18 protein-coding genes and 1 pseudogene are annotated in these 21,399 nt (G+C 53.3%); 12 read left to right on the top strand and 7 right to left on the bottom strand.

Annotation, left to right across the window (positions count from 1 at the left end; translation table 11 throughout):
* Position 1 precedes the first annotated feature (1 nt).
* Positions 2-679, top strand: a pseudogene (locus G549_RS22135) (glycosyltransferase family 39 protein); the annotation flags it as partial.
* Between the two features lie 1,180 nt (positions 680-1,859).
* Here G549_RS22135 and G549_RS0102265 read toward each other — a convergent pair.
* Together G549_RS0102265 and G549_RS0102260 are read right to left on the bottom strand one after the other, a co-directional pair.
* The gene (locus G549_RS0102265) at positions 1,860-2,312 is read right to left on the bottom strand and encodes a GNAT family N-acetyltransferase (protein WP_027833668.1); all 453 of its coding nucleotides are present in this window, start codon (positions 2,310-2,312) and stop codon (positions 1,860-1,862) included.
* A 6-nt stretch (positions 2,313-2,318) separates the two neighbouring features.
* On the bottom strand, positions 2,319-3,773 hold the full coding sequence (locus G549_RS0102260) for a sigma-54-dependent transcriptional regulator (protein WP_027833667.1): 1,455 nt from the start codon (positions 3,771-3,773) through the stop codon (positions 2,319-2,321).
* A gap of 285 nt (positions 3,774-4,058) precedes the next feature.
* Here G549_RS0102260 and G549_RS0102255 point away from each other — a divergent pair, with 285 nt between their 5' ends.
* Both G549_RS0102255 and G549_RS18645 read left to right on the top strand, forming a co-directional pair.
* The gene (locus tag G549_RS0102255) at positions 4,059-5,240 is read left to right on the top strand and encodes an EAL domain-containing protein (protein ID WP_156905453.1); all 1,182 of its coding nucleotides are present in this window, start codon (positions 4,059-4,061) and stop codon (positions 5,238-5,240) included.
* A 29-nt stretch (positions 5,241-5,269) separates the two neighbouring features.
* On the top strand, positions 5,270-6,121 hold the full coding sequence (locus G549_RS18645) for a TIGR01459 family HAD-type hydrolase (protein WP_051213212.1): 852 nt from the start codon (positions 5,270-5,272) through the stop codon (positions 6,119-6,121).
* Between the two features lie 27 nt (positions 6,122-6,148).
* Here the strand turns inward: G549_RS18645 and G549_RS18640 are convergent, their stop codons facing one another.
* Both G549_RS18640 and G549_RS0102240 read right to left on the bottom strand, forming a co-directional pair.
* Positions 6,149-6,790 (bottom strand): protein phosphatase CheZ, encoded by a 642-nt coding sequence (locus G549_RS18640; RefSeq protein ID WP_051213208.1) that lies wholly within the window; start codon positions 6,788-6,790, stop codon positions 6,149-6,151.
* Positions 6,790-7,185: a response regulator gene (locus tag G549_RS0102240; protein ID WP_027833665.1), complete on the bottom strand. Its 396-nt coding sequence runs from the start codon at positions 7,183-7,185 to the stop codon at positions 6,790-6,792. The genes G549_RS18640 and G549_RS0102240 overlap by 1 nt, the downstream gene beginning before the upstream one ends.
* Positions 7,186-7,384: 199 nt before the next feature.
* Here G549_RS0102240 and G549_RS0102235 point away from each other — a divergent pair, with 199 nt between their 5' ends.
* The 6 genes from G549_RS0102235 to rsmD all read left to right on the top strand — a co-directional run bounded on the left by G549_RS0102235 (position 7,385) and on the right by rsmD (position 14,990).
* A complete protein-coding gene (locus tag G549_RS0102235; RefSeq protein ID WP_027833664.1) occupies positions 7,385-8,362 on the top strand; it encodes a bifunctional riboflavin kinase/FAD synthetase in 978 nt (325 codons plus the stop codon).
* A gap of 306 nt (positions 8,363-8,668) precedes the next feature.
* A complete protein-coding gene (ileS, locus tag G549_RS0102225) occupies positions 8,669-11,620 on the top strand; it encodes an isoleucine--tRNA ligase (protein ID WP_027833663.1) in 2,952 nt (983 codons plus the stop codon).
* 10 nt (positions 11,621-11,630) lie between these two features.
* A complete protein-coding gene (gene lspA, locus G549_RS0102220; RefSeq protein ID WP_051213205.1) occupies positions 11,631-12,113 on the top strand; it encodes a signal peptidase II in 483 nt (160 codons plus the stop codon).
* A gap of 49 nt (positions 12,114-12,162) precedes the next feature.
* Positions 12,163-12,792, top strand: a complete 630-nt coding sequence (locus G549_RS18635) for a hypothetical protein (protein ID WP_036220836.1) — start codon at positions 12,163-12,165, stop codon at positions 12,790-12,792.
* A 50-nt stretch (positions 12,793-12,842) separates the two neighbouring features.
* Positions 12,843-14,414: a pseudouridine synthase gene (locus G549_RS18630; RefSeq protein WP_051213202.1), complete on the top strand. Its 1,572-nt coding sequence runs from the start codon at positions 12,843-12,845 to the stop codon at positions 14,412-14,414.
* Between the two features lie 15 nt (positions 14,415-14,429).
* On the top strand, positions 14,430-14,990 hold the full coding sequence (rsmD, locus tag G549_RS0102210) for a 16S rRNA (guanine(966)-N(2))-methyltransferase RsmD (protein ID WP_027833661.1): 561 nt from the start codon (positions 14,430-14,432) through the stop codon (positions 14,988-14,990).
* Between the two features lie 4 nt (positions 14,991-14,994).
* Here rsmD and mutL read toward each other — a convergent pair whose 3' ends face one another.
* Positions 14,995-16,854 (bottom strand): DNA mismatch repair endonuclease MutL, encoded by a 1,860-nt coding sequence (gene mutL, locus G549_RS0102205; RefSeq protein ID WP_027833660.1) that lies wholly within the window; start codon positions 16,852-16,854, stop codon positions 14,995-14,997.
* A gap of 96 nt (positions 16,855-16,950) precedes the next feature.
* On the opposite strand from mutL, the gene G549_RS0102200 reads away from it, so the two are divergent.
* Positions 16,951-17,409 carry a nucleoside deaminase gene (locus tag G549_RS0102200; protein ID WP_027833659.1) on the top strand — a complete coding sequence of 153 codons (459 nt, stop codon included), beginning with the start codon at positions 16,951-16,953 and terminating at the stop codon, positions 17,407-17,409.
* Here G549_RS0102200 and G549_RS0102195 read toward each other — a convergent pair.
* On the bottom strand, positions 17,378-18,238 hold the full coding sequence (locus tag G549_RS0102195) for a patatin-like phospholipase family protein (RefSeq protein ID WP_051213199.1): 861 nt from the start codon (positions 18,236-18,238) through the stop codon (positions 17,378-17,380). The two genes, G549_RS0102200 and G549_RS0102195, sit on opposite strands and share 32 nt — an antisense overlap.
* Before the next feature lie 75 nt (positions 18,239-18,313).
* Positions 18,314-19,588, bottom strand: coding sequence for a phosphoribosylamine--glycine ligase (gene purD / locus G549_RS0102190; protein WP_027833657.1), 1,275 nt, complete (start codon positions 19,586-19,588; stop codon positions 18,314-18,316).
* 107 nt (positions 19,589-19,695) lie between these two features.
* On the opposite strand from purD, the gene xseA reads away from it, so the two are divergent.
* The gene (gene xseA / locus G549_RS0102185) at positions 19,696-21,132 is read left to right on the top strand and encodes an exodeoxyribonuclease VII large subunit (protein WP_027833656.1); all 1,437 of its coding nucleotides are present in this window, start codon (positions 19,696-19,698) and stop codon (positions 21,130-21,132) included.
* A 46-nt stretch (positions 21,133-21,178) separates the two neighbouring features.
* Positions 21,179-21,394 carry a DUF2093 domain-containing protein gene (locus G549_RS0102180; protein WP_027833655.1) on the top strand — a complete coding sequence of 72 codons (216 nt, stop codon included), beginning with the start codon at positions 21,179-21,181 and terminating at the stop codon, positions 21,392-21,394.
* The last annotated feature ends 5 nt before the right edge of the window (positions 21,395-21,399 follow it).

The following is a 21,399-nucleotide window of genomic DNA, read 5'->3' as shown; positions in this document are numbered from 1 at the left end:
TATGGGGATAGGGCAACGCAACATTGCGAAGTTGGTTTCTTGGCCCAATCACGATTCATATTACGCTAAACTCGTTATTCTGTTGATTGTGCTGACTGCCCTTTGGCGCGTCTGGGCCGGGGCCATGGTGGGGTTCGGCATTGGCGAGGCCTACTATCTGGCGTCCGCACGGGAACTTCACCTTTCCTATTTTGATCAGCCGCCACTGTTCCTTTGGGTACTTTGGGCCACCAACCAAATCGTGCCCGGGGAAGCGCCTGCACTTTTGCGTTTGCCGTTCATCCTGATGTTTGCCATGAGCACTTGGGTGATTTTCCGCCTTGGTGCGCGGGTGCAATCTGAACGTGCCGGTTGGATCGCTGCGCTGTTATTTAACATCTCGCTGCTTTTCCAAGTTTCGATTGGCGGATGGGCCCAACCTGAAGCGCCACTGATGCTGTTTTGGCTGCTCACCGTATGGTTTTTGCTCGACATATTTGTGGAAACGCCCAACGCGCCTTTCAAAAGCTGGCTTCTTGTTGGCGCAATGTTGGGATTGACCTTCCTGTCGAAATATCACGCTGTGTTCCTGCTATATGGCGCGGGCCTTTTCGCCTTGATCGCGCCAAGCGCACGCAAATGGATCGTACATCCCGGCCCCTATTTGGCAATATTGATTGCCGCCATCATCGGCTCGCCGGTGCTGATTTGGAACTGGCAGAACGAGTTTATCTCCTTCACGTTTCAAGGTGGCCGTGCCTTTGGGGATGACTTTTCGCTGCTTCGCCTGACGCGCATGATTGTGGGTCAACTGATCTACATTACCCCATGGCTGGCGCTGCCCGCCTTAGTTGCGGGGGGAATTGCGCTGGTCAAAGGGCCAGGTTCAAAATGGCCTGACGCCAATCAATCCGGCACGGTCTTCTTTTTCTTGATGCTGGCTCATGGCCCCATATTGTTGTTTACCGCTGTGGCGGCTTGGTCAGAAACTCAGTTTCATTTTCATTGGCAAGCACCGGGCTATATGATGCTGTTTTTGGTGTTGGCCATGTGGATCGACAAGGCCTGGGCACGTCGCAAAACAGTGCTGTCTGCCTTCTTGGTTCTTGCAACGATCGTCAATTTTGCGGTGATGGGCGTTCTGGTAACGCACACCGCCACGGGCTGGTTACGCAACATTGTACCGGGCTTTGACCAAGGCACAGATCCAACACGCGACGCTTTGCCGTGGACGGCGTTGCAACAGTTCCTAGAAAAAGAAGGTGCGCTCATGGACGGCAACTTTGTTGCAGGCGTGCACTGGACTGAATGTGGCCATGTCGACAATGCTGCAGCAGGGCAGGTGCCATTTTTATGCATCTCATCAGACCCGCGTAATATCGCTTTTAATGTTGATCCCACAGCGCTTGAAGGCAAAACGGGGTATGTGGCGACATCGGTCTGGCCGCATGAGTCCGTGCTGGCCAGCTTCGAACGGCATTTTGAGCGGTTTGAGCAGATTGGCACCGTGGAGATTGAACGGTCCGGCCGCGCGGAGTTGGCGCCCGTGCGCATTTATCGGGGTGACAATCTGATTATCGACCGCGCGTTTGGGCCAACAACAACTGGCAAATACAGCGTGCCGCTTCTGCCGCTCACAAAGATTATCGAAATTTCGGGCGAGGTGGATGAATTTGATGCCCCACTTGAGGTGGGTGCCTATGTCGATAATGAGCGGATTGGCGCAGCTAATATTGTAGATGGCAAATTTGTGATGTCGACAGGTATGCGCGCGAACTTACCTCGGCGCGTGGTGACACTCAGCCTGCAATCGCCGGATGGAAATCCTATTTTCGCCAAATCAATCCGAGTTAAACTTGGCTTCCACCAATAGCCAATTTCTAGCTGTCTTTGAGGCACCGCCACTCCATGCGGATATCCACCTCGCCACGCTCAATAACCTTAAATCCAAGCCCCATATAGAACTTTTCTGCATCGCTATTGTTGAGCGCAGTAAGGCAGATGTTTTTGCACATCTTGTTTGCCTTGGCTTGCAATTCTCTCACAATCATTTTGCCAAGGCCGCGACCTTGATAGGTCGGCAAGAGATAAAGGTGGGCGAGGTAAAGGAAATCATCCTGAGGTATGAGCGCGTAGCAGCCGATCAGCTGGTCGTTATCGACCAGGATTGTGGTGTGTTCGGGCGAATATTCGTCGATTAACCTTTGGCGGGCACGTGCGGGGTTAAATCGCCCCAGCTTTTCCAAACTGGGTTGCATGGCGACAACGCGCAATTCAACCAAGGCGTCAAGGTCGGCCAAAGTGGCAGGCCGACGGGAGAGGGTGACTGACATATGTGCCTAAGCGGCGTTTTCCGATTCCAGCTTTTCCCAAGACATTTTCTTGCGATAAATGGTGGAAGGGCTGATTTCAAGCGCCGCTGCCGCTTGCGAGATGTTGCCGTCGAACAGAGCCAGCGCTTCCTCAATAATGCGTTGTTCCTGCTTCCAAAGCGGTTCCAACACCAAGGACTGTGCTCTGGCATGCCGATTGGCGATTGGGGCAGCGCGTGGTACATCGCGTGCTGCCTGCTGCGCGGTGCCTTCAATATCGGCCAGCCGTACCATGCGCGGGGTGACCAATTGCTCGTCATGCATCACGACGATGCGGCGCACCAGATTTTGGATTTGGCGCACATTGCCCGGCCATTCCCGGCTCATAAACTGTTCAGCTGTCTCGCGATCAAAGCCGATAAACTCTTTGCCCTCTTCTTCAGAATAGCGCGACAAGAAGGTTTCAGCGATCGGCATAATGTCTGCCGGGCGTTGGCGCAGGGGCGGCAAATGAATGGGCAGCACATGCAAGCGATAAAACAGATCTTCGCGGAAGCATTTCTCTGTGATCATTTGCATTGGATTGCGGTTGGTAGCGCAAATAATGCGCACATCAACCTTGCGCGGCATCGCTTCGCCGACGCGATTGATGCTGCTGGTTTGCAAAAAGCGCAACAATTTGGCCTGTAGGCTCAAATCCAGTTCACCAATTTCATCGAGAAACAAGGTGCCGTTATTGGCGAGTTCAACTGCCCCGTCACGGTCTTGCATGGCGCCGGTAAAAGCACCTTTGACGACGCCGAAAAGCTCCGTTTCCATCAAGTCACGCGGGATGGCACCGCAATTGATGGCCACAAATCGACCGTCGGCCCGGTTTGAACGCGCATGCACAGCTTCAGCGCAGACTTCTTTGCCTGTGCCGCTCTCACCTGTGATAAATACTGGCGCGTTGGACGGCGCGATCCGCCCAATCTGTTCATAAATGACGCGCATTTGCGGCGATGCGCCAACAAAACCCTCAAAATCGAGCCGATCGCCTTCTTCTGGCGGTGGTGAAAACTGATATTTCTTGCCATGCCGGGCAGAAAGCTCTTCCAAACGCTCGAATAGAATCTTTGCGGTGACAGGTTTTGCAAAATAATCATGCGCACCAGCCCGCATCGCTGCAACCGCCATGGTGACAGAGCCGCCTTCAGAAAGGGCAATGATCAGGGCGCCTTGAGAATAATGTGCAATTTTGGAGAGTGCGACTTCAGCATCTGGATCTAAATCGTCAATACTGCCGAAATCGACGAAAATGATATCAAAATCGTGGGATTTGAGCGCGCTCAAGCCCGGTTTGCCGCCGGTAACATGGGTGCAGGCAAGCTGCATTCCATTACCCTTATTGTCCAAAAATTCTTGGCAGTCATTGAGAACTGAATTGCCATGGTCGACAATTAATAGACGCGGTGGCCGTGACGAGCCGCATGAACTTGGCATTCTGCCGTTACTCCCGATTCTGGGTCTTTTTCGCATTCTTGCTGACCCCATTCTTCACATTTAGGGTAAACAAAGTGTTTGCATTTGATGCAAAATTGTAAAAATAGCGCAAAACCGTAAGTTTGAGATTGCTTTGACGGTTAAAAAAGCGATGCTATGCTGGTGTCAGGGGAATCTGGATTGAAGGGCTTTTAAGAGAACGTGCGCGCACTCATTTTGTTTTTTATCTTTGTTGCGTGTTTGAGCGTGGGTATAACCGCCTATTTTGGGTTGGGTGTCACCCTGATGGATGCCATTCTCTTGTTTAGCGTTTCGGCTTTAACCTGCTTCATGATTGTTGAGGGGCTGTTTCGCCGCCGGACCGAAAAATATCTGGCCCAGCGCGTGTCTGAAATTGCTCAGCAATTGGGTGTTGTTGCCCGCACCAACGAGATTATGTCGGACCAGGTCAATTACTTGTCCAACATCAATGTTAATAATCGGCTCGAAGATGTTGAGTCTGACATCTCCGTTCTAGGTACCGTGGTGCGCGAATTGGCAGAAGCCGTCGCCGAAGTGGAAGAGCTTCAAGCAACCCAAGCGATGGCGCCGCCCCCGGCACCCGAGCCGGCACCAAGCCAAGAAACCGCATACAATGTCTCGCCGCTTAAAGCGGCAAACCGTTCATCAACCGCAGCAGATCGTGAAGAATCTGATTTGCCAATTTCTATATTGCAAGATGCGCTTGCTGAGGGGCGGGTGCGCCAATATCTGCAACCGATTGTCACGCTGCCCAACCGCCGCACATTGGGGTATGATTTGGTGCCGAAGATCGAGCAGGTCGGTGGTAAGTTTTTGAACGCAAATGAATTTTTGCCCAATGCTGACCGCACTGGCACCATTTCAGAGCTGGAACAAATGCTGGTTCGGCAGGGTGCAAACATCATACATCGATCCAACATTACTGGTGATCCCACATCATTGTTTGTGCCGATATCCTATTGTCTGCTCAATGACGCCGATGCCTGCGAACGATTGGTCAGCCTGGTTCAGTCCAATCGCGCGGTAACAGCGAGCTTGTTTTTGACAATGGATGAGGAGAAATATGCCGCGTTAAATGAAACCCAGCGCACCAACCTTTCACAATTCGTCAAAATTGGTGTTGGTCTGTGCTTGGATAATGTGCGCAGCCTGCGGCTGAACTTCCAAGATCTATATGCTCGTGGCGTTAAATATGTGAAGGCGGACACGCAGCGCTTTATTGAAAAGCCACAATCCTATTCAGACCTTCACAATGCAGATGTTGCCGATTTTGTGAAGCGTTATGATGTGGGCTTGATCATGGACAATGTGATACAAGAAGAACAAATCTTGATGCTGCTGGATGACAAAATCCCGTTTGCGCAAGGCGAACATATCGCGCCGCCATCGCCCGTACGCCCCGACCTGTTGGGTGAAAAACAAAAAGTTCAATCTTCTGCCTATTAGGCGAATTACCATCGAAGCGAAGTCCAATTATGCCTTTACCTAAACGAGGTCTGTCCGACCTGATCAATTCCTATGATGCCCTGTTTTGCGACGTGTGGGGTGTGCTGCACAACGGACGCGTGGGCCACAAGACGGCAATTGCAGCCCTCGGCGACGCGAAGGCCATGGGTAAGGCTGTGATTTTGGTGACAAATGCCCCCCGCCCATCGGGCGAAATCGCTGCCGAGATTGCCGAACTCGGCGTAACCACCGACATTTACGATGCGATTGTCACCTCAGGCGATGCCACGCGCGATTTGATCCGGCCCTATGAAGGCCAGTCCCTATATCGTTTGGGCCCCGATAGCGACGGCGCGTTGTTTGAGGGGATCGCGGTTCAATTTGGCGCGCTGGAAAACGCACAGGCGATCATTTGCACCGATCTGGAATATGGGCGCACACCCGAGGATTATGCAGAACAAGTGCTGGATTGGAAAAAACGGGGCTTGCCGTTCATTTGTGCCAACCCAGATAAAGTTGTCGAAGTTGGCGATGAATTGATCTATTGCGGCGGCGCGCTGGCTGACGTTTATGAACAAGCTGGCGGCGAAGTGCGCATGGCGGGTAAACCCTACGCGCCGATTTATCAACGCGCCGCCCGTTTGGCCGCCGAAAAACTGGGCAACGCGCCTGCACCAGACCGCACGCTAGCCATCGGCGATAGCGTGCGCACTGACGCAACAGGTGCTGCTGATATGGGCTATGACTTCCTGTTTATTTCCGGTTCAATTCACGCGCAAGAATTTGGCAGTGTTGAGGACCCCGATCCGGAAATGATCACCAGACTTGTGGGCCAAAGCAAAGCAAATACCGTCGGATTTGCCCCACGCCTTTATTGGTAATCATGGCGCAGGGCATCCGGGGGAGGATCAGAACATGGCATCAATGTCAGACTGTGAAACCCCTTCGCCGTCGTGGGCGGGGCCGCTGACCAGTTTTTCCCGGTTTCGCTTTTCCTGAGCCGTGGGTTCGCCGCTCGTCTGGGGGGCAATATTATTGTTCTCAATCATTTTGCACAGCACCTCAATGCGCTCTTCAATCACTTCCATCGTGTGGATGATTTTGGTCACGCGCTGGCCGGTTAAATCTTGAAAACTGCAGGCTTCAAAAATCGCCATCATATGCTGTTCCACCTCGGCAGCATATTTTTCAGGATCGGAGCGATCAGCCGCCAACACTTGTTCAGCAACATTCATGATTGTGTCGGTGGCAACCTCGGTGGCTTTTACGATTGCACCCAACTCACGCCCCATTTCGGGGATGCGTTTAGCAAAGATGTCATTGGCATCCACGCGCGATAGCTCGGTGCGCAAACCTTCAATGGCTTGCAAAATCTCCCGAAGCTCTTGGTGCATGGAGCGGTCAAGACTACGGACCAGTGGTTTTAGTGCTGCGGTGACTTTCTCGGCCAGCGCGATGACATCTTTCAATGGAATACGTTCATCGTCGCTGTCTGATAAATCAGTGAGGTCGAGCTCGCCAGTTTGTTTTTCTGCTATTTGCACCATCATCAGCTCGCCATCTGCTTTTCAAAAACCGCCTGCATTTTGGCGAACAAGATCTCGGTGGTGAATGGCTTGATGATGTAATTATTTACGCCGGCCCGTTTGGCCGCGATCACATTTTCAGTTGCCGATTCTGCCGTGATCATAATGAAAGGGACATGGGCATTTTCAGGGTCCGCGCGCACATGGCGCAGCAATTCATACCCGGTCATGGGCTCCATGTTCCAATCGGATATGATTAAATCATACTTCTGTTGGGCCACCATTTGGGCCGCCGCGTGCCCATCGGGCGCGTCATCAACATTTTCAAAACCCAATTGTTTTAATAGATTGCGTAATATGCGCAGCATCGTGGCGTAATCGTCCACGATAAGAATGCGCATGGATCGGTCCAAAGCCATTCTCTCACCCCCAGGAATTCATTAAATATCCCGGCATGATACGGCTGGTCGCTGAAATCACAGTAAATCCCTGACTTGGGAAAAGCGCGTATAGCAAAGTGAGCAAATATAATCATGCTCTGCTTGCAAATTGCCGCCAAACGGGGCAGTTTGCGCCAATTCATTTCCGCCTTTGATTCAGTAAATAGGGCTTCACACTATGGCGTTTACAATTGTCGAAAATTTGGGTGAGTTGCCAAAGCACCTGCGCGGGGGCGTGGTCGCGATTGGCAATTTTGATGGGTGTCATCGCGGTCATCAGTCGATTTTCGAGCGGGCGCAGCAAATGGCGCGCGCCAACAATGTGCCAGCGCTTGTGCTGACGTTTGAACCGCACCCACGCGACGTTTTTGCGCCAAAGCCGTTTATGTTCCGCCTGACAGAGCGCAACCAAAAGGCGCGCCTTGTCGAGGCGATGGGCTTTGACGGCGTGGTGATCATGCCCTTCACCAAAGAGTTTTCGCAAAAGTCCGCTCAGGACTTCATTGAGAATTATATCGTCGACCAGCTGGGCGCATCAATCGTCACCGTGGGCGCAGATTTCCATTTCGGCAAAGACCGTGCTGGCACACCGCAATATTTGGTTGAAGCGGGACCAAAATATGGGTTCGATGTGGTGATCAACCATATGCTCGACGAAGGTGATGCACCCGTTTCCTCAACCCGCGTGCGCGAAGCATTGCGTGAAGGTGAGGTGGAATTTGCCAACCAATTGCTCGGTTATCACGCCTTCATCGCCGGCGAAGTCAGCCATGGCGATAAGCGCGGCCGCGAGTTGGGGTATCCAACAGCCAATTTGCACCTGTCGCCCCATGAAGGGCTCAAGCATGGCGTTTATGTCGTGCGCGCCCGCGTTAAGGGCAAAACTTATGATGGCGTGGCCAATTATGGCCGTCGCCCTATGTTTGATAATGGCACCACCTTGTTCGAAACCCATATTTTCGACTTCGCCGAAGAGGTCTATGGCGAATATATGGAAGTGGCCCTTTGCCAATATTTGCGCGGCGAAGCGAACTTTAATTCGCTCGATGAATTGATCACGGCCATGGATCAGGATAGCGAAAATGCACGCGCAGTCCTGGCGAATGAAAAAGCGATGTCGGATATTGATGTCAAACTTGGCTTTTTTGCAGATTGAGCATGCGCCCATCAATTTGGGCCAAAAGATTGACTTTAAGCCCTGTTCTGGCCTAATGCGTTCAGACCAACAATAAATCGGTGACCAACTCGTGGCCTTTTTTGATCACACGCCTATCCAGTTTTTGACCGCCGCGCCGCGGCGTGCGTCCGATCATGCGCAGATCATCCCGATTATTCGAATTATTAGCCGGCCTTCGTAACCAGCGCGAAGTGCGCGAACGAAGTGTCGGATATAAATTGAAATCAAGCCAAGGCGAACCCGCCTATCGGCAATTCCAGTACAAATTGAATGACGGTTAGCACCATGAGCGATAATTCATCAGGCGCGGATACTCCGCAAAACGACAAAAAAGACTATTCGGCAACGCTAAATTTGCCCAAAACAGATTTCCCCATGCGCGCGGGCTTGCCCAAGCGCGAGCCAGGCTGGCTGAAGCGTTGGGAAGATATGAACCTTTACGGCCAATTGCGCGAAAGCTCTAAAGACAAAGAAAAATTCATCCTTCACGATGGCCCTCCATATGCCAATGGCAACATCCATATCGGCCACGCACTCAATAAAACACTCAAGGATATGGTGGTGCGTTCGCACCAGATGCAGGGCTATAACGCCGCCTATATCCCGGGTTGGGATTGCCACGGCCTGCCCATCGAATGGAAAATCGAAGAGCAATATCGCGCCAAAGGCAAAAACAAGGACGAAGTGCCGATCAATGAATTCCGTAAGGAATGTCGCGAATTTGCGGGCCATTGGTTGGATGTGCAGCGTGAAGAATTTAAACGCTTGGGCGTAAATGGCGATTGGGACAATCCTTACATCACCATGTCCTTTGATGCAGAAGCGCAGATCGCGCGCGAACTAATGAAGTTCGCGACCTCTGGCCAACTTTATCGGGGCTCAAAGCCCGTGATGTGGTCGGTTGTGGAACGCACAGCCCTAGCGGAAGCCGAAATCGAATATCATGAGCATGAGAGCGATGCGATCTGGGTGAAGTTCCCGGTGACCGCAGCAGGTGGCTCCGGCGAACAAGCCGATTTGGTCGAAAAGCTGATGGACGCCAAAGTGGTGATCTGGACGACCACACCATGGACGATCCCCACCAACCGTGCTGTCTCGTTCTCATCCGACATCTCATATGGCCTTTATCAGGTCACGGAAGCGCCGGACGAAAACTGGGTGCAAAAAGGCGAATTGCTGATCTTGGCAGATAATCTTGCTGCTGACGTCTTCACCAAAGCGCGTGTTGATGCGTTTGAACGCGTGGCCGACTTGCCTGCCGATATGCTCGCTGGCGTGGAGTTGGAACACCCGCTGCATGGCCATGGCGGCGGCTATGAATATACCGTGCCATTGCTTGATGGCGACCACGTTACAGACGAAGCGGGCACGGGCTTTGTGCACACAGCACCGGGGCACGGCGCGGACGACTTTGAAATCTGGATGGACAATGCCCGCGATCTTGAAGCGCGCGGCATCGACGCAACCATCCCTTTCTGCGTGGACGCAGGTGGCTATTACACCAAAGATGCGCCGGGCTTTGAAGGCGCACGCATCTTGGATGACAAAGGCAAAAAGGGCGATGCGAACAATAAGGTGATCGCTGAGCTGGCCGCACGCGGCGCTATGGCGGCACGTGGGCGATTGAAGCACCAATATCCACACTCTTGGCGCTCCAAAAAGCCGATCATCTATCGCAACACGCCACAATGGTTTGTCTATATGGATCGCGACATCGGTGGTGCAGGCGATACGCTGCGCACGCGCGCCATGGACGCAATTGAGGCGACCAACTTTGTGCCGCAAACCGGCAAACGCCGCTTGAGTTCAATGGTCGAAGGGCGCCCCGATTGGGTGCTCTCGCGCCAGCGGTCTTGGGGCGTGCCGATCTGCGTATTTGTCAATGAAAATGGCGAAGTGCTCAAAGATGATGAGGTCAATGCGCGCATTGCCGATGCCTTTGAGGCCGAAGGGGCTGATGCGTGGTTTGCCGAGGGCGCGAAAGAGCGTTTCTTGAGCGATCAGTACAATGCGGCTGAGTGGGAACAAGTGACCGATATTCTGGACGTGTGGTTTGACTCTGGGTCAACCCACGCCTTTGTGCTGGAAAAACGTGACCATCACCAATCTCCTGCTGATGTGTATCTTGAAGGTTCAGACCAGCACCGCGGCTGGTTCCAGTCTTCTTTGCTGGAAAGCTGCGGCACCCGTGGCCGTGCGCCCTATAAAAACGTGGTGACCCACGGTTTCACCATGGCAGAAGATGGGCGCAAAATGTCGAAATCGATCGGCAACACCATCGCGCCGCAAGATATCATCAAGCAATATGGCGCAGATATATTGCGTCTTTGGGTGTCTTCAGTTGACTATTCTGAGGATCATCGGATCGGTGATACCATCATCAAAACCACGGTTGATGCTTACCGCAAAATGCGCAACACATTGCGTTTCTTGCTGGGCAGCTTGGCACATTATGATCCATCTGAGCAGGTGGCGTTTGAAGATATGCCTGAGCTTGAACAATATATGATGCATCGGATCGCCAAGCTCGACGAAGAAGTGCGGGCGCACTATAAGGCGTTTGATTTTAAACGGGTATTTTCAACCCTGTTTAATTTCATGACCGTCGACTTGTCAGCCTTCTATTTCGATATCCGTAAGGACACGCTTTATTGTGACCCTAAATCGAGTGTGAAGCGCAAAGCGGCGCTGACCGTGCTCAACCAATTGTTTGATTGCCTCACCGCATGGCTGGCCCCGATCATGGTGTTTACCATGGAAGAGGTGTGGTTGGAGCGTTACCCGGAGGGTGATAGCTCCGTACATAAGCGCGAGTTCCCCACAGTGCCTGCCAACTGGCGCAATGACGCATTGGCCGAGAAGTGGGCCAAAATCCGCAAGGTACGTCGTGTGGTCACCGGGGCATTGGAAATCGAACGTCGTGAAAAGCGCATCGGCTCGTCGCTAGAATCGGCACCAAAGGTCTATGTGGCCGATGCTGATTTATATGTAGCTATCCATGGCGAAGACATGGCGGAAATCTCTATCACCAGCCAAGCTGAGGTGCTGCAAAATGAAGGCCCAAGTGAGGCTTTCCGTTTGGACGATGTACCCGGCGTCGCCGTCGTGCCCGCCATGGCTGAGGGCAAAAAGTGCGAGCGTTCTTGGAAAGTGTTGCCGGAAGTGGGGCAGGACCCAGAATATCCGGACGTAACTTTGCGTGATGCGCAAGCCTTGCGCGAACTGGCGCAAGCCTAAGGGAAAAAAGATGAAGGCGAATATAGCCCACAAAAGCCTGTTTGCCTTCTTCTTGGCCCTATTGCTGGATCAGGTCCATAAGATCTATATGCTCAATATTGTGGGGTGGACTGGCGGCGAGATTGTCACCGTCACCCCATTTTTTGACTATGTTCTGGCTTGGAATACGGGCATTTCCTATGGCTGGCTGGGTGATGCGTCGCCCTATATCCTCGTGGGGATTATGGGCATCGCCATGCTCGGGCTTGCCATTTGGTGGGTCACCGCCACAACCGAGTTGGTCAAATGGGGCATTGCGACTGTTTTGGGCGGTGCACTCGGCAATTTGATTGACCGAATTGCTTATGGCGCGGTGGCGGATTTCTTCTCTTTTCACGCTTTTGGATATTATTGGTACATATTTAATCTGGCAGATGTAGCAATTGCACTTGGCCTTATTATCTTGTTATGGGATATAGTGCTAAAGCCTCAAGGGGATAGTTCCTCAAAATAGCCTTTTTTGAGACCTATGGCCTATCGGGTAAGTTTTTGGAGTGGCATGCATGTTCAGTACGAACCAGAAGTTCTTTTCTTTCGCAAAACGCGCGGGCACAAGTGTCCTGTTGGGCGTTTCGCTTTTAGGCTTGGCGGCATGCACCACAGTTGAAGGCACCAACGCGTTTAAAGATGGCAACACCTTTGAGCGTGAAGTTATGTCTGAGACATTGCGCGGCTTGGGTGTGCTTGAGCGGGAAGAAAAAGAAGATATTTCTGCCCCTCGTGCGCCACTTGTTTTGCCAAAAGATACCAAGTTCTTGCCGATCCCAACCGAAACCGCAACAGCTTCATTGCCCGAAGACTCTGATGAAGTCCGCTTAGACGAAACCCAGCTCACCGAAAATGAGATCAAATTGATCCGCGGTGCGCGGGTTGCCGACCTCAGCGATGCGCAAGGCCGTGCCTTTACGCCGAAAGAAGCGCAGGAAGTGGCTCGCCGCTTCCGTGAGCAGCGTTTGGCCTACCAAAAGGCGCTCAAGAGTGGCGACAAACGCCCACTTTATCTGCCACCAGAAAAGTATTTCACCAAAGTTGGTGGCCAAGATTTGATCTGTTTGGCTGAAAATGGGGATTTAGTGCCACTAGATAGCCCTCTTTGTCCTCCTGAGATCAGAGAAGCGTTGCAAGGCTCCTAACAAACGGGTAAACCCTCCGAAACTCTTTCAATTGTTCCGGAGCCACTCTAATGGCCAAAAATGACGCTGGCAGCACCAATGACCGCCAGACTGGTGATCGTATTGCCAAAGTAATGGCACGCGCTGGCCTTTGTTCGCGCCGCGCTGCCGAAGTGTGGATCGCTGATGGCCGTGTTGCCATTAATGGCAAAACCATCGACAGCCCTGCCGTAAATGTCACAGCTAAAGACCGCGTTTTGGTCGACGGTAAGCCGTTGGGCGAACGAGAAGCGACCCGCGTTTGGCTTTATCACAAGCCCGCTGGCCTCGTTGTATCAGAAAGCGACCCGGAAGGGCGCCCAACTGTATTCGAAGCCTTCGATAAGGCGGGATTACCCCGTGTGATGACCGTGGGCCGGTTGGACATCAACACAGAGGGCTTGTTGCTGCTCACCAACGAAGGCGGCCTCAAGCGGGTGCTTGAATTGCCCGCGACCGGTTGGGCGCGGCGTTATCGCGTGCGGGCCTATGGCCGCATCACGCAAGAAAAGCTGGATGAGCTAAAAGACGGCGTCACCATCGACAAGGTGCATTATGGCCCGATTGAAGCCCAGTTGGAGCGGCAGCAAGGCAGCAATGTTTGGTTGATTGTTTCCTTGCGCGAAGGCAAAAACCGTGAGGTTAAAAATGTGCTCACGGCATTTGGCCTTGATGTGAACCGTTTGATCCGCCTCAGCTATGGCCCGTTCCAGCTTAATGAGTTAAAGCCCGGCGAAATTCAAGCGGTCAAAACCCGTGTGTTGAAAGATCAGTTGGGCCAAAAATTGGCCGATCAGGCTGGCGTGGACTTTGATGGGCCCATCGTGCCTGTGGTGCCCAAAGCTGAAAAAGCCGAAGCAAAAACCGAACGTTTCGGGCGCGCCCGTGGCCGCACTGGCGAGCCGAGAAAGCCTGCTGATCAAAAACGCCCGCCACGGGGTCGCAAATTTGAAGAAGAAGAGGCAACACCCACCCGTCGCGTCCTGTTTGATGATGGCAATATCGGTGAACATGTGCCCCGCGCCCGCAAAAAAGACGACGAAGATGAGGGCCCGCGCGGCAAAAAACGCTTTGGCGACAAAGACCGCAAGTTCGATCGCGATGACCGTGGCCCCAAGCGTGAGTTTTCAAAAGACCGCCCGCCACGTCGTGATGATCGTGATGGCGCCAAAGGTCGCGATGATAAGCGTCGCGATGGCAAGCCATTTGAAAAGCGAGACCGCAAAGAGGGTGGTCGACCTTTCGGTGAAAAGAAACATTTTGGCGATAAGCCGCGTGGTGCTGCAGGGCGTCGCGATGACCGCCGCCCGGATGATCGCCGGGGCGCGTTCACGGATCGCAATAAGGATAAAGATAAAGGTGAGCGTGGCGACCGCAAGCCGTTCGGCGATAAGCCGCAAGGGGACAAGCGTTTTGACAAAAAGCCAGGCGGTCCACGTGGCGGCAAGCCAGCCGGTGGTCGCGGCAAGCCGGGTGGGGGGCATTCCACACAGGGTTATTCAGACGCAGGGCGTCATAAAGGTCGTCCAGCCGGAGATCAACGTGGACGCGGGGGTAAACCCGCTGGCCGCAAGCCCGGTGGTCGCCCACCGCGCAAACCATAGGCCGAGTTGAGTTTTATGCGCATTGTTGCCGGTAAGTTTAAATCTAAAACCATTGCATCACCTCAGTCGGACGACATTCGCCCGACTTCGGATCGGGTGCGGGAAAGCCTTTTCAACATTCTGGCCAATCATTTTGGTCCGGTGATGACTGGCACCCGCGTGTTGGATTTGTTTGCAGGCACCGGTGCCTTGGGCCTCGAAGCGCTATCGCGCGGGGCAGAGCACGCCACATTTGTTGATACGGGCGTTGAAGCGCGGGCCTTGCTGCGCGAAAATATCCAAGAATTTGGTGTAGCAGGGCAATCGCGCATGTTGCGTCGCGATGCAACCGATCTGGGTCAAATCCAACGCATTTTGCCGTGCAACCTGGTATTTTTAGACCCGCCATACGCCAAAGGTTTGGGCGATAAAGCATTGGCGGTCGCCTATGAGGGCGGCTGGATCGCGCCAGAGGCCATTGTGGTATTGGAGGAGCAAAAGGGCGTTGAAGTCAAAGCGCCTGATGGTTTCGATTTACTCGATGAGCGCACCTATGGCGATACAATGATCCATCTGTTTAAAGCGCCTGCCGTTTAGGGCCCTACCGCCGCCCGAACAGCCGTTCAATATCCGCCTTTTTCAGCTCCACATAGGTGGGGCGACCGTGGATACACTGGCCCGAATGCGGCGTGGCTTCCATGTCGCGCAACAGCACGTTCATTTCTTCGGCCCGCAATCGTCGACCTGAGCGCACAGAGCCGTGGCAAGCCATGCGCGCCGCAACCTCTTCCAGCCGTTCTCGTACGATTGAAATATTGTCCCACTCGGCCAGCTGATCGGCGACATCATTGACCAGTTTTTGCACATTCGGATGCTTCAAGATCGCGGGTGTTTCATGCACGGCGATGGCGCGCGGGCCAAAGCGCTCAACACCCAATCCCACTTGCGCCAACTCTTCCTGTGCCTCTTCCAGTCGATCGCAATCTTCTTCTGTGAGTTCAATCACCACCGGAATAAGTTGGCGCTGGGCAGGCACAGGCCCGTCGCTGAGTTCTTTCTTGAAACGCTCATAAACCAGCCGCTCATGCGCCGCATGTTGATCAACAACGATCAAACTGTCCGGCCCCTGCGCAACGATGTAATTCTCGAACAATTGTGCCCGTGCAGAGCCAAGTGGAAAATCATCATTTTCTGGTGGCAAATCCGGCGCAACTTCCATCCGGGCGCTTGGCTGGTGCACATCATGCATGCGCGGTGCATCTGGTTGAGGGGGTGGTGCGGAGCCTGTCGGCGACGTATTGGCCCATTGCTGCTGATGCGGCATGGCAAAACCATCACCCGTTGCGTTGGGCGCAACGTACGGCGATGCGCTTGTCGGCGGTTGTTGTGCTTGTCCACCACCAGGTTGGAACGCGGAAAGTGTGGCGTCGGATACCGTTTTCGACGCGCGAAACCCGGCAGCGTCGAGTGCATTCATCACGCCACGGATCACCGCCGCCCGCACCAGCCCGGGGTCGCGGAACCGCACTTCAGCTTTGGCAGGGTGCACATTCACATCCAAATCTTGGCTGGGCATGTTCACAAAAACGGCTGCCACCGGAAACCGATCACGATGTAAAAAATCGGCATAGGCGCCGCGCAGGGCGCCAAGCAAAACCTTGTCGCGCACGGGACGGCCGTTCACAAAATAGAACTGCGATAAAGAATTGGCTTTGGTGTATGTCGGCAGCGCCGCCATGCCGCGCACCAAAACCGGTCCGCGCTGATAATCGATGGGCACGGCATTTTGTGCAAAGTCCAATCCCAAAATTTGGCCGAGGCGGTTTTTATCGCCCTGAAAATCATCTTCCACATCGGATATGGGTTGCGCAGGCCAGTTCAATGTCTGCCTGTCCGATCCCGACAAGATGAAATGAACATGTGGTTGCGACATGGCCAAACGTTTCATCACATCGGTGATCGCGTTGGTTTCGGCCCGATCAGATTTCAAAAATTTCAACCGCGCGGGCACATTTTTAAACAGTTCGCGCACTTCGATCACAGTGCCGTGGGGCATTGGCGAGGGCGAAATCACCGCTTCACCGTCGATAAAACGCAATTGTAAGCCCAACTCAGCGTCCTGCGGGCGCGTGGCGATGCGCAAATCCGCCACCGCGCTGATCGAGGCGAGGGCCTCGCCGCGAAAGCCGAGCGTTTGAATGTGATCAAGGTCATCCTCGGGGAGCTTGGAGGTTGCGTGGCGCTCAACGCTCAATCGCAAATCCTCTTCACCCATGCCACTGCCATTATCCTCGATCCGGATCAGCGATTTGCCGCCCGCAGAAGTGGTAATGGCAATGCGTGTCGCACCAGCATCCAAAGCGTTTTCCACCAACTCTTTAACAATGCTGGCCGGGCGCTCGATCACCTCGCCAGCCGCAATTTTATTCACCAGATCGTTGGGCAGTTGCCGAATGCGCATTGCTGATTCTCCTATCCCGATAGCATAGGACCAACCGATAAGCTTTGCATCATCCACAAACCTATGGCAGGTAACATTTCAACAAGTAGGATGATGATGACCGCAAAATCTGATCAAACCCCGATGCAATTGGCGCTGAATTTGGCGCGTGAGGCTGCCGCCGCAGGCGAAGTGCCCGTTGGCGCGGTTATTGTGAAAGACGGAACCGTGATCGCCGAAGCGCAAAACGAAATGAAGCGCAAAGGTGATCCAATGGCCCATGCCGAGATGCAGGCTATGCGCGCGGCACTGGCAAAATTGGGCACGGGCCGTTTGGAAGGCTGCGATCTTTACGTGACGTTGGAGCCATGCACCATGTGCGCTGGCGCGATTGCCCATACGAAATTACGCCGGGTCTATTATGGGGCAGAAGATCAAAAGGGCGGGGCCGTTGATAATGGCGTGCGCTTTTTCCACCAAGCGACCTGCCACCATCACCCAGAAGTGATTTCAGGCATTGGCGAAGCGGAAGCGGCAAAAATGCTCATCCAATTTTTTGCTGAGAGGCGAGCATAAGGTCAATCCGCGTGGCCAAATCGCGCTTGAACTTGTCTTTCACCAAGTCGCCAGCGGCCAAGATGTCGCGAACACGCCAAAACTCGTACGCCCCGAAATGTCCAACAGGGGGCCGTACATATATATCCGGCGGATAGGCGGCGATGGCATAGGCGCTCATCGCGTGCATCATGATTTGTGCGGCACCCAAGCCCACGTCAATCGCTGATGGGGTGGCCATTTCATTGATGGGCACGGGATCGCCGTTCACATCCACACCGATCAAAATATCCATATTGTGTGCGGCATGGTCCAGCGGCAATGGGTTTACAACGCCCCCGTCAACCAGGGTTTGGCCGTGATGTGACACGGGTTTGAACAGACTTGGGATCGCAATGGACCCAGCAATTGCTGGCGCAATCAGGCCTGTGTGAAACACAACTTGATGCCAACTCTGATAATCCGTCGCGATAACACGCAAAGGAATTTTCAGATCATGAAAATGTAGCGGCAAGGTGCCGGGGGCAAACGAGGTGAGCACCTTAGTGGCGTCAAACTGCATCGAAATACCATCTTGGAACATGGCTTTGATGCCGGTCACCTGCGTCCGCCACAAGCGCGAACTGAGCGCCCGCATCGATCCCAGAACTTCAATCGCATATTCGCGAATTTCTTTGCCGCTCATGCCCGCGGCCCAGCCCGCGCCGATGAACGATCCAATAGAGGTGCCAGCGATCAAGTCGGGCTTTAAACCCAACTCATCCATGGCCTCGATCACAGCGATATGTGAGAGGCCCCGTGCGGCACCGCCGCCAAGCGCAACGCCAATTTTGGGACCAGTAATTGTCATCTTTAACACCCGATGCTTGTATTCAATCTAGATGTTAAATGAAATTGTTTAAACTTTTATATCTTCAAGAGCAGATCACGCATTTGTGCGCTCAAGCGCCCGCCAGGCAATGTCTTTTCGGCAAAAACCATCGGCCCATTCGATCTTGTCGATGGCGGCGTAGGCCTTGTCGCGCGCGGTTTGTGCGTCTTTTGCGGACGCTGTGATGTTGAGCACTCGGCCCCCTGCGGCCACCAATTGCCCATCCACAAGCGCCGTGCCCGCATGGAACACCTTCACCCCATCGGTTTCCGCCGCCTCGATGCCATTAATCGGGGTGCCCTTTTTATATGAGCCGGGATAGCCATTTGCCGCCATCACGACGGTGAGGGCGGTGCCTTCGTGCCATTCGGGTGTGTGTTGGTCCAAAGTGCCCTCAATTGAACCTTCAATCAGATCCAATATGTCGGACTTAAGCAACGTCATCAGCACTTGGCATTCCGGGTCACCAAAACGCACATTATATTCGATCAGGCTTGGCCCGTCTTTGGTGATCATAAGGCCAGCAAACAGCACGCCTTTAAACGGAGTGCCGCGATTGGCCATACCTTTGATCGAAGGGGCGATAATCTCGTTCTTAACCCGCTCAATCATTTCATCGGTCATCACAGGCGCAGGCGAATAGGCCCCCATGCCGCCAGTGTTGGGCCCTTTGTCACCATCATGGGCGCGCTTATGATCCTGAGCGGAAGCCAAGAGCTGAAAGTTGACCCCATCGCTAATCGCAAAAAGGCTCGCTTCTTCACCGATCAGGCATTCTTCGATAACCACGGATGCACCAGCAGCGCCAAACGCGCCGTCGAAAATGGCATATAACGCATCTTCCGCTTCTTTGAGCGTTTGCGCCACGATCACGCCTTTGCCTGCCGCCAAGCCGTCGGCTTTGACAACAATCGGCGCGCCTTCGGCGCGTACATAGTCGATGGCAGCATCTAGCTCATCAAATCGGGCATATTTGGCGGTTGGAACGTTCATTTCATCACACAAAAGTTTGGTGAAATGCTTCGAACCTTCAAGCTGGGCGGCTTCTTTTGAGGGGCCAAATACCTTGATGCCCTTGGCCTGCAAATCATCAGCAATGCCAGCCACCAATGGCGCCTCCGGGCCAACGACCACAAGGTCGATTTCACGGGTTAAGCAAAATTCCGTCACTTGCTCATGATTGCTCACATCAAGCGAAACCAAAGAACCACATGCTGCCATTCCCGGATTGCCAGGGGCAATAAAGAGTTTATCGAGCCGCGCAGAGCGCGCAATTGCCCAAGCCAATGCGTGTTCACGTCCACCAGAACCCAACAGCAAAATATTCATGTTTTCGATCCGAATTTGAAACAATACCCAACCTGCGAATCCCATATCATGTTGATTTACAAAGGTCACCCTTGACCTTTCAACAATGAACAGGCACGACTTGATTTATGGACGATCAATCAGGCAATACGGGCTCCAATGCCCATGAATTCACAGTAACTGAGATCTCTCAATCGGTGAAGCGCACCGTTGAGGAACAGTTTGGTCATGTGCGCATTCGTGGTGAAATCACGGGCTATCGGGGGCCACATTCTTCTGGCCATGCCTATTTCGCGCTCAAAGACGAAAAGGCTCGCATTGAGGCTGTGGTCTGGCGCGGTGTGTTTTCAAAGCTGCGGTTCAAGCCTGAAGAGGGCATGGAAGTCGTTGCTTCGGGCAAATTGACCACCTATCCAGGTTCGTCGAAATATCAAGTTGTAATCGACAATATTGAACCTGCAGGTGCAGGGGCTTTGATGGCGCTATTGGAACAGCGCCGCAAGCAATTGGCGGCTGAAGGGCTTTTTGACGCCTCGCGCAAACAGGAACTGCCCTATCTGCCGCAAACAATCGGCGTAATTACATCGCCAACAGGGGCGGTTATTCGCGATATTCTACACCGTCTCGACGATCGCTTCCCTACCCATGTTATTGTGTGGCCCGTGCGGGTGCAGGGCGATACCTGTGGTGCGGAAGTGGCCAATGCCATCAATGGCTTCAACGCTTTGCCAATCGACGGCCCAATCAAACGCCCAGATTTGCTTATCGTTGCGCGTGGCGGTGGTTCAATTGAGGATCTGTGGGGCTTTAACGAAGAGGAAGTGGTGCGTGCAGCGGCTGCGTCGCAAATCCCGCTGATTTCAGCGGTCGGCCACGAAACTGATGTCACACTGATTGATTATGCGTCTGACAGACGCGCGCCTACGCCTACGGGCGCAGCAGAAATGGCTGTGCCTGTTAAATCAGAACTGGTCAATTATGTGCTCGATCAGGGCACTCGACTGCGGGCCGCACAAGCTCGCAATATTGCCACTGCGAAGGATCGGTTGCGCGCTGTATCAGCGGCGCTGCCAAAAGCTCAGGATCTAACCAGCGTGCCGCGCCAGCGGTTTGATATGGCCACCATGCGCCTTGGCAATGCGTTGAACCAATTTGTAGATCGCAAACGTGCCAGCTATTCGCAGATCAGCGCCCGTCTGTCGCCACATGGCTTGCGGCAAAAACAACAAAACTTTGCCAGTCAGATCGAAAGCTTGGGCGCACGTTTGCAGCCTGCGGCTTTGGCTGCGTTTGAGCGCAAGCAAACCAAGGTCGAGAATTTGAGCAAACTATTGGATAGCTTGAGCCACAAAAAAGCGCTGGAGCGTGGTTTTGCCCTGGTGACAGATGCCAAGGGCAATTTGGTGCGCTCGGCCTCAACCCCGCAAACGGGCGAGGGGCTAAACGTGCAATTTGCAGATGGTGATTTAGGTGTGGTTGTGACTGAAGGAAAACCTCCGTCGCAAAAGCCCAAACCAAAATCGCCAAGCAAAGAAAAAGAGACAAAACAGCAAAGTCTTTTTTGATTTTTTCCTCAGCTCATCCTAAATAGGAAGCGAAAGAGGTTCACACATGAATATTTTTGAAAGTGGCTTTGGACAAAGCGAAGCCAAATTGCGCTATTTGGATGCAGATTTTTCAGTGATTAAGCCGGGCACTTTTGTGCGTTGCGCTGTCACCGGAAAGCAAATTCCATTGGATGAATTGTCCTATTGGAGTGTCGACTTGCAAGAGCCTTATGTGGACGCACACGCGTCTCTCAAAGCCCTGCAAGCGAGCAAAAAGTAACGCCT

The sequence above is a fragment of the Maritalea myrionectae DSM 19524 genome (assembly GCF_000423365.1).
GTDB lineage: Bacteria > Pseudomonadota > Alphaproteobacteria > Rhizobiales > Devosiaceae > Maritalea > Maritalea myrionectae.
The sequence above is the reverse complement of the archived record's forward strand: the minus strand, read 5'-3'. Positions and strand labels throughout refer to the sequence as shown.